The 14,085-nt window shown below is 43.8% G+C and carries 16 protein-coding genes and 2 pseudogenes; 5 read left to right on the forward strand and 13 right to left on the reverse strand.

Annotation, left to right across the window (positions count from 1 at the left end):
• Positions 1-430 precede the first annotated feature (430 nt).
• Positions 431-2,114 (forward strand): annotated as a pseudogene (locus tag G9F75_RS10830) (recombinase family protein).
• Positions 2,090-2,710 (forward strand): annotated as a pseudogene (locus G9F75_RS10835) (polysaccharide biosynthesis protein); the annotation flags it as partial. The pseudogenes G9F75_RS10830 and G9F75_RS10835, both read left to right, overlap by 25 nt.
• 40 nt (positions 2,711-2,750) lie before the next feature.
• Here G9F75_RS10835 and msrB read toward each other — a convergent pair.
• Together msrB and msrA are read right to left on the reverse strand one after the other, a co-directional pair.
• The gene (msrB, locus tag G9F75_RS10840) at positions 2,751-3,185 is read right to left on the reverse strand and encodes a peptide-methionine (R)-S-oxide reductase MsrB (RefSeq protein WP_115940578.1); all 435 of its coding nucleotides are present in this window, start codon (positions 3,183-3,185) and stop codon (positions 2,751-2,753) included.
• 1 nt (position 3,186) lies between these two features.
• Positions 3,187-3,720, reverse strand: coding sequence for a peptide-methionine (S)-S-oxide reductase MsrA (gene msrA, locus G9F75_RS10845; protein ID WP_003153641.1), 534 nt, complete (start codon positions 3,718-3,720; stop codon positions 3,187-3,189).
• Between the two features lie 128 nt (positions 3,721-3,848).
• Between msrA and G9F75_RS10850 the strand changes: the two genes are divergently transcribed.
• A complete protein-coding gene (locus G9F75_RS10850) occupies positions 3,849-4,274 on the forward strand; it encodes a MarR family transcriptional regulator (RefSeq protein ID WP_025649777.1) in 426 nt (141 codons plus the stop codon).
• A 49-nt stretch (positions 4,275-4,323) separates the two neighbouring features.
• Here G9F75_RS10850 and G9F75_RS10855 read toward each other — a convergent pair whose 3' ends face one another.
• The 5 genes from G9F75_RS10855 to ilvA all read right to left on the reverse strand — a co-directional run bounded on the left by G9F75_RS10855 (position 4,324) and on the right by ilvA (position 8,023).
• Positions 4,324-4,887 carry a YpmS family protein gene (locus G9F75_RS10855; RefSeq protein ID WP_110124212.1) on the reverse strand — a complete coding sequence of 188 codons (564 nt, stop codon included), beginning with the start codon at positions 4,885-4,887 and terminating at the stop codon, positions 4,324-4,326.
• 9 nt (positions 4,888-4,896) lie between these two features.
• A complete protein-coding gene (locus G9F75_RS10860; protein WP_003153635.1) occupies positions 4,897-5,652 on the reverse strand; it encodes an SGNH/GDSL hydrolase family protein in 756 nt (251 codons plus the stop codon).
• A 77-nt stretch (positions 5,653-5,729) separates the two neighbouring features.
• On the reverse strand, positions 5,730-6,311 hold the full coding sequence (locus G9F75_RS10865; protein ID WP_128496690.1) for an SCO family protein: 582 nt from the start codon (positions 6,309-6,311) through the stop codon (positions 5,730-5,732).
• Between the two features lie 99 nt (positions 6,312-6,410).
• The gene (locus G9F75_RS10870; RefSeq protein ID WP_128496691.1) at positions 6,411-6,662 is read right to left on the reverse strand and encodes a DUF2535 family protein; all 252 of its coding nucleotides are present in this window, start codon (positions 6,660-6,662) and stop codon (positions 6,411-6,413) included.
• 92 nt (positions 6,663-6,754) lie between these two features.
• A complete protein-coding gene (gene ilvA / locus G9F75_RS10875) occupies positions 6,755-8,023 on the reverse strand; it encodes a threonine ammonia-lyase IlvA (RefSeq protein WP_007612085.1) in 1,269 nt (422 codons plus the stop codon).
• 184 nt (positions 8,024-8,207) lie between these two features.
• Here ilvA and G9F75_RS10880 point away from each other — a divergent pair, with 184 nt between their 5' ends.
• Together G9F75_RS10880 and trhA are read left to right on the forward strand one after the other, a co-directional pair.
• On the forward strand, positions 8,208-9,200 hold the full coding sequence (locus tag G9F75_RS10880) for a sigma-54-dependent transcriptional regulator (protein WP_061862300.1): 993 nt from the start codon (positions 8,208-8,210) through the stop codon (positions 9,198-9,200).
• 16 nt (positions 9,201-9,216) lie between these two features.
• On the forward strand, positions 9,217-9,855 hold the full coding sequence (trhA, locus tag G9F75_RS10885) for a PAQR family membrane homeostasis protein TrhA (protein WP_003153625.1): 639 nt from the start codon (positions 9,217-9,219) through the stop codon (positions 9,853-9,855).
• Positions 9,856-9,896: 41 nt separating this feature from the next.
• Here trhA and G9F75_RS10890 read toward each other — a convergent pair whose 3' ends face one another.
• The 6 genes from G9F75_RS10890 to G9F75_RS10915 all read right to left on the reverse strand — a co-directional run bounded on the left by G9F75_RS10890 (position 9,897) and on the right by G9F75_RS10915 (position 14,033).
• Positions 9,897-10,520, reverse strand: coding sequence for a lysophospholipid acyltransferase family protein (locus G9F75_RS10890; protein ID WP_017418002.1), 624 nt, complete (start codon positions 10,518-10,520; stop codon positions 9,897-9,899).
• A 21-nt stretch (positions 10,521-10,541) separates the two neighbouring features.
• A complete protein-coding gene (locus G9F75_RS10895; protein WP_095060730.1) occupies positions 10,542-11,027 on the reverse strand; it encodes a dihydrofolate reductase in 486 nt (161 codons plus the stop codon).
• Positions 11,024-11,818 carry a thymidylate synthase gene (locus tag G9F75_RS10900; protein ID WP_003153622.1) on the reverse strand — a complete coding sequence of 265 codons (795 nt, stop codon included), beginning with the start codon at positions 11,816-11,818 and terminating at the stop codon, positions 11,024-11,026. Before G9F75_RS10900 ends, G9F75_RS10895 begins: the two co-directional genes overlap by 4 nt.
• Positions 11,819-11,917: 99 nt before the next feature.
• Positions 11,918-12,526 carry a YpjP family protein gene (locus G9F75_RS10905; protein ID WP_167409099.1) on the reverse strand — a complete coding sequence of 203 codons (609 nt, stop codon included), beginning with the start codon at positions 12,524-12,526 and terminating at the stop codon, positions 11,918-11,920.
• Positions 12,527-12,788: 262 nt separating this feature from the next.
• Entirely contained in the window at positions 12,789-13,559 is a 771-nt protein-coding gene (locus G9F75_RS10910; RefSeq protein ID WP_017418003.1) for a class I SAM-dependent methyltransferase, read from the reverse strand.
• Between the two features lie 39 nt (positions 13,560-13,598).
• The gene (locus G9F75_RS10915) at positions 13,599-14,033 is read right to left on the reverse strand and encodes a BrxA/BrxB family bacilliredoxin (protein ID WP_003153619.1); all 435 of its coding nucleotides are present in this window, start codon (positions 14,031-14,033) and stop codon (positions 13,599-13,601) included.
• Positions 14,034-14,085: the final 52 nt, after the last annotated feature.

The following is a 14,085-nucleotide window of genomic DNA, read 5'->3' on the forward strand; positions in this document are numbered from 1 at the left end:
TTGTTGAAATCAGATCGTATAGCAGATCAAAGTCTTTTGCTCTCCTCCTCTTTGACAATTCAGAGTAAGAAAGCTTGTCCACTTTTTTTGCCTTAAATAGATTCAGAATACCCCAGTCTGGGATATTAAGTTCCTTTGATATTTCCCCCACCGTTTTAAGTTCTTTGTTTATGGATAAAACCATTATTTTATTTAGTGTTCAAGTTATAGTTGCTCATAAGCGCTGCCATATGAGGATTACATGAACAAAATAAAAACCCTGTTAATTACAGACGGCGTTTAATTAAAAAATGAATACGATTAGAATAAATATTCAAACAATACAATCCTTACAATATATTACGTTATTTTCGTATTCAATGTCAGACAGAATATTGTATGAATACTTCTGTTTTTACAGTAAATACAATAAAGAGGAGGTGCTGTTTTTTTGGAGTTAAAAAACATCGTTCATTCTTACAACATTACAAATATTTTGGGTTATCTCAGACGCTCTCGTCAGGATATGGAGCGGGAAAAAAGAACAGGCGAAGATACGCTAACAGAACAAAATGAACTCATGAATAAAATACTGAAGTCGATTGAAATCCCCTATGAATTAAAAATGGAAATCGGGTCAGGAGAAAGCATTGAGGGCCGCCCTGTTTTTAAAGAATGTCTTAAAGACCTCGAGGAAGGCAAGTACCAGGCAATTGCTGTTAAAGAAATAACAAGACTCAGCCGCGGGAGCTACAGCGATGCGGGACAAATTGTTAACCTTCTTCAAAGCAAGCGATTGATTATCATTACACCATATAAAGTTTATGACCCTCGAAATCCTGCAGACATGCGTCAAATTCGTTTTGAATTGTTTATGGCCAGAGAAGAATTTGAAATGACCAGAGAGCGTATGACAGGCGCTAAATACACATATGCGGCACAAGGGAAATGGATTTCCGGACTAGCGCCTTATGGATACCGGTTAAACAAAAAAACATCCAAACTAGTCCCAGTCGAAGAAAAAGCAAAAGTCGTTCAACTCATCTTTAACATCTTTTTAAATGGGTTGAATGGAAAAGATTATAGTTATACAGCGATTGCTTCTCACTTAACAAAATTACAAATACCGACTCCATCAGGAAAAAAGCGCTGGAATCAATACACAATTAAAGCAATTCTGCAAAACGAAGCGTATATCGGAACTGTTAAATATAAGGTTAGAGAAAAAACAAAAGACGGTAAACGAACAATTAGACCTGAAAAGGAACAAATTGTAGTATCGGATGCACATGTCCCTATAATAGATCAAGAACAATTTCAACAATCACAAGAGAAAATTGCAAACAAAGTCCCCCTGCTGCCTAATAAAAATGCATTGGAATTAAGTGAATTGGCAGGCGTATGCACTTGTTCTAAGTGCGGTGAACCATTATCTAAATACGAAACTAGGAGAACGCGAGAAAACAAAAACGGCACGGAAAGTGTGTATCACGTTAAATCACTCACTTGCAAAAAGAATAAATGCACTTATGTGAGATATAACGATGTTGAAAATGCCATTTTGGATTACCTCTCTTCTTTAAGCAACTTAGATAATAAGACTTTAACAAAACATATCATTTCAATGATTTCTAAATACGAAGACGTAAATAGTAATGTGAAAACAAAGAAGCAAATGTCTGAACATCTTTCACAAAAAGAACAAGAGTTAAAAAACAAAGAGAATTTTATCTTCGAGAAATATGAGAGCGGCATTTACACTGATGAACTTTTTTTGAAAAGAAAAGCTGTTTTAGATGAAGAATTTAAAGAACTCCAGATTGCCAAGCATGAGCTCAATGGAACTCAAGAAGCGAAATCAGAAATAGACAGTAATACAGTCAGAAACAACATAAATAAGATAATTGATCAATATCACATTGAATCAAGCACAGAGAAAAAGAACGCGCTATTAAGAATGGTCTTTAAAGATGTTATCGTTACTATGACACAAAAAAGAAAAGGGCCAAATCCGGCTCAGTTTGAAATCACCCCTATCCTGAGGTTTATTTTTCGTTTTCGACCTCACCGTCACTGATAGTCCCTCAAAATACAGTAAATATCTTAAAAAACCGATAAAGCCGTTTCCCCGGTAAACACAATGGGAGCTACGAAATTGTTGTCCGAGAAGCTGTTTCATCAGGCAAATCATCATGTTCAAAACCGCGGTACGGTGTTTTGTTCGGTCCGCTTCGGCAATGTGCTCGGTTCACGCGGTTCCGTTATTCCTATTTTATTTGAGCAGTTGATGGCAGGCGGCCCGCTCACCATTACGGATAAAAACATGACGAGGTTTTTTATGTCGATTGATGACGCCGCAACGCTCACCCTGCAATCTGCGGCGATCACAAAGGGCGGAGAAACGTTTATTTTTAAAATGGAGTCCCTGAGGCTCGAAGAACTGCTTCACGGGTTTGAAGAATATGCGTTCCGGCACGGACTGCCGCGCCCCGCCGCTGTTGAAGTGGGAAAACGCCCCGGTGAGAAGCTTCATGAAGAACTGACCTCTCCTCATGAGACGGAATCTTTATATGAATGGGGCAATCTGTACGCAATATTGCCGGAACCCGCCAAACATCCGGAATTTCGGAAGGTCAATCTCCCCAGATATCAATCCGATCAGGCGCCGCTCATCACAAAAGACACAATCGTAAAGATTATTGAACGATTACATGAAGAAAAAAAAACATAGAAAAAAGGCCTGTCTGATAGGCAGGCCTCATTGCTGAGCTCTATTTTTCAAATAAATGCAGACAGGCTTCATAGCCCTCTTCCTTCAGCTTGTCTTTCGGAATAAACCGGAGTGCCGCAGAGTTAATGCAATAACGGAGACCGCTTGGCCCCGGGCCGTCATTAAATACGTGGCCTAAGTGGGAATCCGCTGTTTTGCTTCTCACTTCCGTCCGGATCATCCCGTGGCTTGTGTCCAGTTTTTCGTCAACCTCTTCTTCCTCAATCGGTTTTGTAAAACTGGGCCAGCCGCAATGAGAATCAAATTTATCCAGAGAAGTAAACAAGGGCTTTCCCGATACGATATCAACATACACCCCCTCTTCTTTGTGATCCCAGAATTCATTTTGAAACGGCGGCTCCGTTCCGTTATTTTGCGTGACTTCATATTGCATGCGGTTTAATGATTTGATTTTTTCTTCTTTATTAAAAGCCATCTTATCTGTCCCTCCAATGCTCATCCAGAAAGCCTTGACGTCCGGAACCTACACGGTAGCGCCCGTAATGATCAGGATTTTTCTTATAAAAGTGCTGATGATAGCCTTCCGCTTCATAAAAAGGCTCAGCCTTTAAAATGTCTGTCACGATCGGCTTTTTAAATATGCCGCTTTCTTCAAGCTGTTTTTTTGAGGCTTCAGCGATTTGTTTTTGTTCATCGTTATGGTAATATATCGCCGCCCGATATGAACTTCCGCGGTCTGCAAACTGGCCGCCTGCATCAGTCGGGTCGATCTGCTGCCAAAACAGCTCGACAAGCTTTTCATACGGATAAATGTCAGGTTGGAATGTGATTTGAACGGCTTCTCTGTGTCCGGTCGTTTCACTGCACACTTCTTCGTAAGTCGGATTCTCAGTATGGCCTCCTGTATAGCCGGACACCACCTTTTCAATTCCGGGCTGTTCGTCAAACGGCTTCACCATGCACCAAAAACAGCCGCCTGCAAATGTGGCGATTTCTTTTTTTTCTGACATACGGGTGCCCTCCTTTGTTCATACGTGGTATTATTATATTATAGCATGTATAAACAGAATAAAAATAATTCTGCTTTCAGGGGAAGCTGAACGAATGCCACGCTGACTACATATTGGAGGTTCATGATTTGAAAGTAAGGACACAAATGATGTATGATATGGAAGCTTTGCTTCGAAAAGTGTTTAAACAAATCAGAAATGAAGTTAATGAAATTCTAGATAAAGAGCTGTCCAGGAACGAATTCACCATTTTGCGGATTCTCAGTGAACAAGGGCCTAAAAAAGTAACGGAATTCGCCCCCATTCTTGAGGTCTCCGCAAGCCACATTACCGCAGTGACCGATGCTTTAGTAGAAAAGGAATGGATCACCCGCATCCGTTCTAAAGAGGACAGGCGAATTATCAGAATCCATATTACGGAATCCGGGGAGAAAATTGTCGATCATTTCAACCAGAAAAAAACAGAATACTTTTTTAAACGGTTTGACTGCTACTCTGATGAAGAGCTTGCAACGTTAATCAAACTGTTCAGCAAGCTAGACAAAAAACGCTGACACGAAAAAACACAAATCCCTGAAAGGATCTGTGTTTTTTTATGAAAACTTATTGTTTCGGATGATAATAGGAAAATTCAATTTCATCCGTGTCGAGATTGATTTTATCCGCTTTTACATACATGCCGTTGTCTAAAGGCATTTCTGACAGACGGATCTCGATGCTTTTATCCCCAGGATGAACGTGCACAAATGACGGGAGTTCATAAAAGCTGTCCATATAATTCAGCACAAAGCTGATCGGCAGGCTTAATTCGCCTAATGAAAATTTCGTCACTTTCAAAATCACATCTCCGTTCTCCTGTACGGACGGTTCAAAAGTGACGACCGCATTAATGGAGGTTGAGAATGCTTTGATTTTACCTGCCACGTGCACATCGTTATTGATGTCCACTTTGTAGTCAAGCTGATTCGATGCCTTCTCTTTTAAGTAAGCATTCACAAACCTGGCAAGAGATTCTTTGGAGCTTGTGATATGAAAGCCGTACTCACTTTTTGTCTGATCTTGTATTTCCGCCTGCTCTCCCGGCATAACCAATAATGTCACAATTACCGCGGCGGCAATCACATTGAGTGCGAGAAGAACAAAAAACAGCGATTTCCACTTTTTCATCATTTCACCCTATTCTGCTGGTAACCCTTGTTTTTCAATGATGCCGTACAATCGATCGGCGATGAGTGCATACCCTTTTGCGTTCGGATGAAAATCATCATCCTTTGAAATCCGTCTGCTGCCGCTTTTTTGACTGAACAAGTCTTCAACATTCACCGCGGCGGCGTGGGGATCTTTTTCCAGCTCTTTTGCGGCGATCTTGTTCCAATCCGTTACAACCCCATTAATTTCTTTTAATTCAGGCAGCGTAAACGTGAATGGGTTATACATGCTGACATACACCAGCTCTGCGTTTTCATTATATTTGCGGATTTTTGAAACGATCGCCTTGAATCGTTTCTCAAAAGGTTTCTCTTCCTTTTGGAACGGCTGAACCGTCAGCTGCATCATATTCTGGCGGAGCACCTTCATTAAGTCATTGCCGCCGATGGTAAAAAAGATATAGTCGGCGCTCTTTAATGATTTCTGAACTTTTTTATTATCAAGCTTTTCCAGCAGGTCCGACGTTTTGTCCCCCTGCACCGCATAATTTTTAATATCTACCGTTTTCACATGTCCCTTTTTCTTAAGAGACTCCGCTGCCCTGCCGACGTATCCTGAACCGTCAGGATCTCCTACTCCTTCAGTCAATGAATCACCGACCGCAGCTATGACAATATGATCTTTCGTTTTCGGTTCTTCAGCGTCAGAACCGGTGCGCTGGACAGAACAAGCTGATAAAAGCAAAGCCAGTCCGGCGATCAATGAGAACATTCGCAGCTTCAATCTGGTTGCTCCTTCCCCGTCTACTAGTGGAAAGTGTAACATGTTTTTTCAGATTTGAAAATGTCTAATCTGCCAGTTTACTTGAGCTCCTCAGCCGCTTTGACATCTGACAGGATATCATCATACGGAACTTTCTGCACACCGTCATAATCTTTAAGCACCTTGCCGTCAGGTCCGACTAAATAAAAAGAAGTTTGATGTATGACCTGATCCTCTCCCTCCGGCTTTTTGACGATTGCTTTAAAGCTGTTCAGCGCAAAATCTTCAATGTCCTTTTGGCTGTAACCGGTCAGAAAATCCCAGTTGCGAAGCGAAAGCGGATATTTGGAAGCAAATGCTTTCAGCTGTTTCGGCGTATCCTTTTCAGGATCTACACTGAACGACACAATCCGCACGTCCAGATTCTCAGCCTTCAGTTTTTTTTGCAGTTCGGTCATGTGGGCCGTCATCGGTGGACAGACTGTATTACAGTTTGTAAACATAAAATCCGCAATCCAGACATGCCCCTTCAGGCTTTTCAGTGACACTGTTTTTCCGTCTTGGTTCTGAAATGAAAACGGTTCAATCTGATAGTTCAGCGGGTCTTTTATCGTTTTCCCCCCGCAGGCGCACAAGAGCAGCAAACAAAAGACGGCAGTGAAGATTTTCATTTTTTTCATTTCCATTCCCCCCCATGGATAAAACGCTTACAGCATTCATCATAAAAAAATTCCCGCACCCTCCCTTATCAAAAGGAAGGCGCTAAGGAATATGCACCGTTATGCGTTATGTTTTAAAATCTCTTGGTTGAAAACGGCCTCGTAATCTTTCCACTTCATACGGCGCTTGACATATTGTCGGAATGAATACACTGTTCTCATACTTTGTGAAGCAAAAACTTCTCTCAAATAAAGCTCAAGGTGCTGATGAATTTGAAAAAAATAATGTTCACCTTCCGTGACAACCGGTATTTCTGTCACTTTTACCTGAATCCCGTCCTGTCGTTTGAACTCTAGGCTTTTGAGTAACAAGATATCAATCCTTCTTTTTCGATTGTTTTCTTTTTATTATATACAATCTGAGAAAGCGTGTCTGTCATTTTGCGCGGCCGTTCTAAAAAAAGTCAGATTAACAGGTGGAACAGATCCTGGTCTTTATTCACCTCTACGTAATGAAATCCTTTTTGATTCATCCGGGCAATGAGCGCGCCGTAATCTTCCCGATGCTTGAGCTCAATGCCGACCAATGCGGGGCCGCTGCTTTTGTTATTTTTTTTCGTGTATTCAAACCGGGTGATGTCATCATCAGGCCCGAGCACTTCATCAAGGTATTCGCGAAGCGCTCCCGCCCTTTGCGGGAAATTAACGATAAAATAATGCTGCAGCCCCTCATAAATCATCGAGCGCTCCTTCATCTCCTGCATTCTGCCGATGTCGTTATTCCCTCCGCTGACCATGCAGATGACGTTTTTTCCTTTAATCTCTTCCTTGTACAGATCAAGTGCTGATACGGACAATGCACCCGCCGGCTCCGCTACGATGGCGCATTGATTATATAATTCGAGAATCGTGCTGCACACTTTTCCTTCCGGGACAAGCACAACGTCATCGACAACGGTTTCGAGCGTTTGAAAGGTTTCGGCGCCGATTTTTTTTACGGCCGCCCCATCGACAAATTTATCAATTTTCTCAAGTTCAACCACTTGTCCGGCTTTTTTCGATTCAAAATAGGAGGCTGCGCCCTTCGGCTCTACCGCTATGATTTTTGTATCCGGCGAGATGTTTTTCATGTACGTGCCGAGCCCGGACAGGAGTCCTCCTCCCCCTACGCTTGCAAAAAGAAAATGCGGTTCAACGTCAATGTCATTTAAAATTTCGATGGCAGCCGTTCCCTGTCCGGCCATGACATCGGGATCGTCAAACGGATGGATAAACGTGCGGTTTTCTTTTTCACAGCATTCCGCAGAACTCTTATACGCATCATCGAAAGTGTCACCCGTCAATATGATTTCAACAAATTCTTTTCCGAACAGTTCCACTTGGGATACTTTCTGTCTCGGTGTGGTTGACGGCATAAAAATCTTGCCGTGAATGCCGAGGTGTTTGCATGAAAACGCAACCCCCTGCGCATGGTTTCCCGCACTTGCGCATACAATTCCGTTTTCAGTCTGCTCTTTTGAGAGCTGCCTCATTTTATTATAAGCCCCTCTGAGCTTAAATGATCTGACCACCTGCAGGTCTTCTCTTTTCAAATAGATATTGCAGCCATACCTCTCAGAAAGTCTGTCATTCCTCTGCAAAGGCGTATGGATCACAACGTCCTTTACGTTTTGGTGCGCTTTTAAAATGTCTTTTACCTGGATGAGAGAGTCTTCTTTAAGCAACGGTTTCATTTACAGAGTCCTTTCTTATTTAAATCCCTATTTAATACGCCATTATAACATGAATATTCAAACAATAAGATAATTATTTTAATTTCGTAAATAAAAATAAATAAACCGATACAAGAGAAAAAGATATTTTCGATCGCACAAACGTGTTATACTTAAACCAATTAGAACCAAAAGGAGCCAATTCATGAGTGTAATTGAACAAACTGATCCTTTTTATCAACTAGCCGGCGAACATCACACCTTTTCACAAGCGAAACGATTGGCCTCGCAATTTGCCTTATCTGATTTGCCGGTCTTCATAACAGGTGAAGTCGGAACCGGAAAAAAACAAATGGCCAGAGCGATCCACCATAAATCCCGCAGAAACAGCGAACTATTTATTACCGTTCACTGCAGCCAAAGCGAAGAGCGGCTCGAGTATGAACTGTTCGGCGCTGAAGGCGCATTAAACAGGGCCCGCCGCGGAACATTATTCTTATATGAAATCGGAGACATGCCGCTCTCGGTACAGGCCCGCCTTCTTTCCGAGCTGGACGCCGGGCTTTCCGCCCGCATCATTGCAAGCAGCACGGCGGATCTTGGCGATACCGGCGCGGAAAATACGTTCAGCCAAGATTTATTTTACAGGCTTCACGTGTTATGCCTTCCGCTCCCTGCTTTATCTGAACGAAAAAGCGATATACCGCTTCTTCTGCAGCATATGCTGACAGCCACGGGGCAGCATGTTCATATCGATCCGTCCGTTTATCCGCTGTTTGAGCGGCACACCTTTAACGGCAACATCAGAGAACTTCAAAATGCGGCGTACTATATGGCCGCGGCAGCATCCGGCAGCACGATTTATCCCGATGATGTCCCGCCGTATATCAAAAACAGCCAGAAAGCGAAAACAGCTAAGAAAAAAGAAAAACGGCTGACATTGATGGAGAAAGAAGAGTTTTTGTTTATTTTGGAATCAATTAAAGACTTAAATACAAAGGGCGAACCCGCCAGCAGACGGAGCATATCCGAATTAAGCGAAAACAGCACAATGACATTATCGCCCCAGCAGGTCAGAAACAGGCTTGATTACTTAGAAAAGATGAACTATGTGACAAAAGGCCGAGGACGCGCAGGAACAAAAATTACATTAGAAGGGTTGAGCTTTTTGCAGTCACTGCAAAAACAAATCCTTTAAAAAGGAGGACATTTGATTGTTCACAATAAAAGAAGAAATCGCAAATGCCGTCACACACGGAATCGGTGTATTGCTGTCGATTCCGGCGCTTATTTTTCTCATTATCTTCGCGGTGAAATACGGCTCGCCGACAGACATCGTCAGCTTTTCAATCTTCGGCGCTTCAATGCTGCTGCTGTATCTCAGCTCGACTCTTTTGCACAGCATTCAGCATAAAAAAACGAAAGACATTCTTGAGATTGTGGATCATTCCGCGATATACGTATTAATAGCCGGAACATATACGCCATTTTTATTAGGACCCCTTAAAGGGGCGCTCGGCCTGACCCTTTTAATTATTGTTTGGTCGCTTGCCATCGGAGGCATCGTGTTTAAAATCTTTTTCGTAAAGCGGTTTATCATTTTTTCAACGCTTGTCTATTTAATGATGGGCTGGCTGATCATCATCGCCATTAAACCGCTGTACGCTTCGCTGTCAGGCCCCGGTTTCGGCCTTCTTCTATTCGGCGGCTTATTATATTCCGCCGGCACAATATTTTATATTTGGAGAAAGGTTCCGTATCATCACGCCATTTGGCACAGTTTTGTTTTAGGCGGCAGCGCCTCGATGTTTTTCTGTATTTTATTTTATTGCGTCAAAGTTCCCTTTATCTGAAATAAAAAAGCACAGCCTCTCGTATAGAGACTGTGCTTTTTTTATGCACGGAGCCGTTTCTGACCGGCCGGATAATAAGCAGGCTTTATATGTAATTCAATGTCAGCCGGTTTCAGCCGTTTCAGTAATCTGCCCCGCAGCAGCTGGTCTGTTCCCGAAGTGCTGACAGGCACAATCGGGAGATCGAAACGAAGGGCCAGTTCCTCCGGATTGATTTTGCCGTCTTCGGACAGAATCAGGCTTTGCCCTTTTTGCAGACGGACTTCCGCCTCCTGAAACACGGCATCCTGGCTGTCTCCGTCACAAATGACACCCATCAGCCGCAGCCAATTTCCGAGAAACGGCATCCGGAAAGCTTTCTCGCCAGCGATAAAACCAGCCGGCTCTTCAAGATGTCCCGCAAGCAGAAGAAGATCAGCCGGGCGCAATCTGGGATGCACATACAATACGGGGCCGTCCGGTATCGGCTGATCATGATGAATGCCGATTGCCGATCCCGACACGTCAATGCAGCCTCTCATAAAGGCTTTCGGCCGCTCATACACCAGCCTCATCTGTTTTTGAAAAGAAAGCCGCGGGTCAAGCTCTTTTTGATTGATATATTCTTGAATATTTTTCATGAACATAAATACAACGTACATCACAAGGCAGCCGTAACGAATCAATTCTTGTCCCCCTGCTTAAACTCAATTCTTTTTCTCGTATACAAGGTACTCATAATCGTAAGGGTTTTTTTCATCTTTTACTCCCTGTTTGCGGGATGTCAATTCCCATTCAGCTTCATTAAATTCCGGAAAAAAACGGTCTCCTTCAAAGACATGGTGAATTTTTGTCATGTAGAGTCTGTCCGCATAAGGAAAGAGCGCACTGTACAGCTGGGCGCCGCCGATCACAAAGCATTCTTCATCGGCCGGGATCAGCTTGAGCACTTCCTCAGCCGAGTCGGCGGTAATACAGCCCGGGAATAAAGATTCGTCCCGTGAGGTTACAACGATGTTACGCCGGTTCGGAAGCGGGCGTCCGATTGATTCAAACGTTTTCCGCCCCATTACAATGGTGTGACCCGTCGTCACTTTTTTGAAATATGCGAGATCATCGGGAAGGTGCCAAGGCAGATCGTTATCATTTCCGATCAGCCGGTTTTCATCCATCGCAAAAATAAACGAAATCATACGCTGACAGCTCCTTTGATGTGCGGATGCGGGTCATAATCCTCAATGATAAAGTCTTCAAACGTAAAATCAAAAATAGAATCAACATTTCGCGCAAACCGCAGTTTCGGCAGCGGACGGACATCCCTTGTCAGCTGCAAATTCACCTGCTCCACATGGTTTTGGTAAATGTGGACGTCTCCGAATGTATGAACAAACTCACCCGGTTCAAGTCCCGTCACATGCGCGATCATCATTGTTAAAAGCGCATAAGACGCAATATTAAACGGCACACCGAGAAAGACATCCGCTGAGCGCTGATAAAGCTGACACGACAGTTTTCCGTCCGCGACATAAAACTGAAACAGGCAGTGGCAAGGCGGAAGCGCCATATGATCAATTTCGCCGACATTCCAAGCGCTGACGATTAAACGTCTGGAATTCGGGTTTGTCTTGATGTCGTGAATCAGCCGGGAGATTTGATCAATGGTCTCGCCGTCCGCTCCGCGCCATGAACGCCATTGAGAACCGTAAACCGGTCCGAGTTCTCCGTTTTCATCCGCCCATTCGTTCCAGATGCGGACTCCGTTTTCCTGAAGGTAGCGGACATTCGTATCTCCTTTTAAAAACCAAAGCAGCTCATGCGCGATGGATTTAAAATGGAGCTTTTTCGTCGTAAGCATCGGGAAACCTTCCTGAAGATTAAACCGCATTTGGTAGCCGAACGTGCTGATCGTACCCGTTCCCGTACGGTCTCCTTTTTTTTCTCCGTTTTCTAACACATGACGGCACAAATCTTTATATTGTTTCATTTTTTTCATCCTTTTAAAGTAGTCTTTTAGTAGTGTAACACAATAAAAAATCATTTCTGCAAAATTTCTCAGAAATGATTTTTTTATTTCTTCTCGCTATTACACGCTCATCCAGTCAGGCGGCGTATTGCGGTCCCAGTAAATGCTGCCGAGCTCATGATGTGATTGAAATCCGTCTTCAGCGGTATGGTAATGAAAATTAAACCAGTAGCCGTCTTGCGGAGGATGATCCCGGCGGACGTGGAACCTTAAAAGATCTTCACCCGTCAGCCTGTTATACACATGAAAAATTTTTTCGGTTTTTCCGGCCGACGGTTTACTGGAAATAACCACATCCTGATACGCTTCATCACCTTGAAACTTGGCTAAATGTCCTGTGATCACATCTTCGATTTTCGGCAGAATTTCACTTCTGTAATCATCTTCAATGACCGGAGAGATTTTGCTGCCGAATTTTAAAAATGATTGATTTTCAGCATCACCGAGAAGCTGCTGCTGATACGATTGAAACAGTAATTCAGGCTCCCGCCCTGCCTTCTCTTCTCCCGGCAGGGCATGTTCATCATAAAAAGCGGTGTAATCATTCTGCTCAAGACTGCTCGACTGTCCTGAAGGCTTGTCTGTCATCAAAGCAGCCGGAGGAGACACGAGACCGAACGTTACAATGGTAAACAGAACCACAAGGGTCTTTTTCATCCACAATTTCATGACAGATTGTTCCCCTCTGTTTTATTGTCCTCTTTTCCTTTATTTTAGCATAGATGAAAGCGCGGCGTCATGTCCGGCAGCGTATTATCATGCAATATGGGAAATTGGTAACTGTGACCGAGCGGATAAACCGCTTACAATAAGAAGGAGAAAAAGGAGGGGATGAGATGATTAACGCTTTATTTGCGACTGTATCACTTCTCACGCTGCTTTATTTTGTCGTTATGGAAATCACTGATTAACGAAAAAGAAGCCCATGATATCATGAGCTTACATGGATGACACCGAAGTGGAAAAGCGCCGTCTTTCTTTTCAGCACCTTGAAGCCGTATCGTTCAAACCGCGGGCTTTTCCAATGGTCTTTAAGCACTACGCATTTTTTCGCCGCCCGGACGGCTTGCGTGATGCACTCTTCGTTAAAACCCTCTTCTGCCAGCGCGCGGAGCGGTGCAATGCCGTCTGACGTTTCAACAGGTTCGTGAAACATCGGGTCAAAATAAATGACATCTACCGATGAATCAGGAAGCTCCCGCAAATAATCGGCGCAGTCGGCATGTTTGACCTGAATGCGTTTCATGGCGGTTTGGAGCTGCTCCATTCCGGTTTCCCACGTTTGAAGTCCTGTTTCAACAAGCAATGAGACAAGCTTGTTTTTCTCCAGGCCGATAACTTGTCCGCTTTTTCCGACTGCCAGGCTTGCCAAAATCGCATCAGATGCCAGGCCGAGCGTACAATCTAAAAAGGAATCCCCCTCGCGTAATCCGGCTGCTTTTAACAACGGCTCGGCTTCCCCTCTCAAAAACCGCTTTGCACGGAACATCGCTGTATTCGGGTGAAAAAAGAACTTCTCCCCTTGCTTCGTGTAAAGTTCGAACCGTTCCTTTCCGATGACTAAAAGATCGCCAGCCGCTCGTTCCAGCATTTTTTCAATGGGCTGTTTATTGCGGCTGCAGTAAGTGTCACCCAGCCTGACACTGAGTGACTGCGCTGTGTGTATCGTATATTCGCTTGGTCTGTAACTCGTTGTGATCATTTTTTTCTCCAAAAAGAAAATGCCCGGAAATCGGGCATTTCAGCAGTGCGCATCGAAGGCATCCGTCAGATTTTTCATAATTTCCTCCATGTCATGCCCTTCAATTTCGTGGCGGGGAATAAAATGAACGACCTCTTTCCCTTTTAACAGCGCCATTGATGGCGATGAAGGTTCCTGCCCCGTAAAATATTCACGCATTTTTGCAGTTGCGTCTTTATCTTGACCGGCAAATACGGTAACCGTATGATCAGGCGCTTTTTCATGCTGTAAAACAGCCTGAGTCGCAGCCGGACGGGCAAGACCGGCTGCACAGCCGCACACGGAGTTGACAACGACCAATGTCGTGCCCTCTGCCTGTTCCATAAAACTTTCTACTTCTTCAGCAGTCGTTAATTCCTGAAAACCCGCACCCGTCAGCTCACGGCGCATCGGCACGACCAGCTGGCGCATATATTCTTCATAAGCCATTGACATAAAAAAGCCCCCTCTAAAATCCTTATATGAAGTCAAGGATACTATAGAGGGG

The organism is Bacillus sp. EKM208B, from assembly GCF_011800725.1.
Taxonomy (GTDB): Bacteria; Bacillota; Bacilli; order Bacillales; family Bacillaceae; genus Bacillus; species Bacillus velezensis.

Excerpts from the sequence above, each read along its gene's own strand:
- msrB (WP_115940578.1), bottom strand. The coding sequence starts at position 3,185 with ATGGCTTTTAATAAAGAAGAAAAAATCAAATCATTAAACCGCATGCAA.
- msrA (WP_003153641.1), bottom strand. The coding sequence starts at position 3,720 with ATGTCAGAAAAAAAAGAAATCGCCACATTTGCAGGCGGCTGTTTTTGG.
- G9F75_RS10855 (WP_110124212.1), bottom strand. The coding sequence starts at position 4,887 with ATGAAAAAGTGGAAATCGCTGTTTTTTGTTCTTCTCGCACTCAATGTG.
- G9F75_RS10865 (WP_128496690.1), bottom strand. The coding sequence starts at position 6,311 with ATGAAAAAAATGAAAATCTTCACTGCCGTCTTTTGTTTGCTGCTCTTG.
- ilvA (WP_007612085.1), bottom strand. The coding sequence starts at position 8,023 with ATGAAACCGTTGCTTAAAGAAGACTCTCTCATCCAGGTAAAAGACATT.
- G9F75_RS10880 (WP_061862300.1), top strand. The coding sequence starts at position 8,208 with ATGAGTGTAATTGAACAAACTGATCCTTTTTATCAACTAGCCGGCGAA.
- G9F75_RS10895 (WP_095060730.1), bottom strand. The coding sequence starts at position 11,027 with ATGATTTCGTTTATTTTTGCGATGGATGAAAACCGGCTGATCGGAAAT.
- G9F75_RS10900 (WP_003153622.1), bottom strand. The coding sequence starts at position 11,818 with ATGAAACAATATAAAGATTTGTGCCGTCATGTGTTAGAAAACGGAGAA.
- G9F75_RS10905 (WP_167409099.1), bottom strand. The coding sequence starts at position 12,526 with ATGAAATTGTGGATGAAAAAGACCCTTGTGGTTCTGTTTACCATTGTA.
- G9F75_RS10910 (WP_017418003.1), bottom strand. The coding sequence starts at position 13,559 with ATGATCACAACGAGTTACAGACCAAGCGAATATACGATACACACAGCG.
- G9F75_RS10915 (WP_003153619.1), bottom strand. The coding sequence starts at position 14,033 with ATGTCAATGGCTTATGAAGAATATATGCGCCAGCTGGTCGTGCCGATG.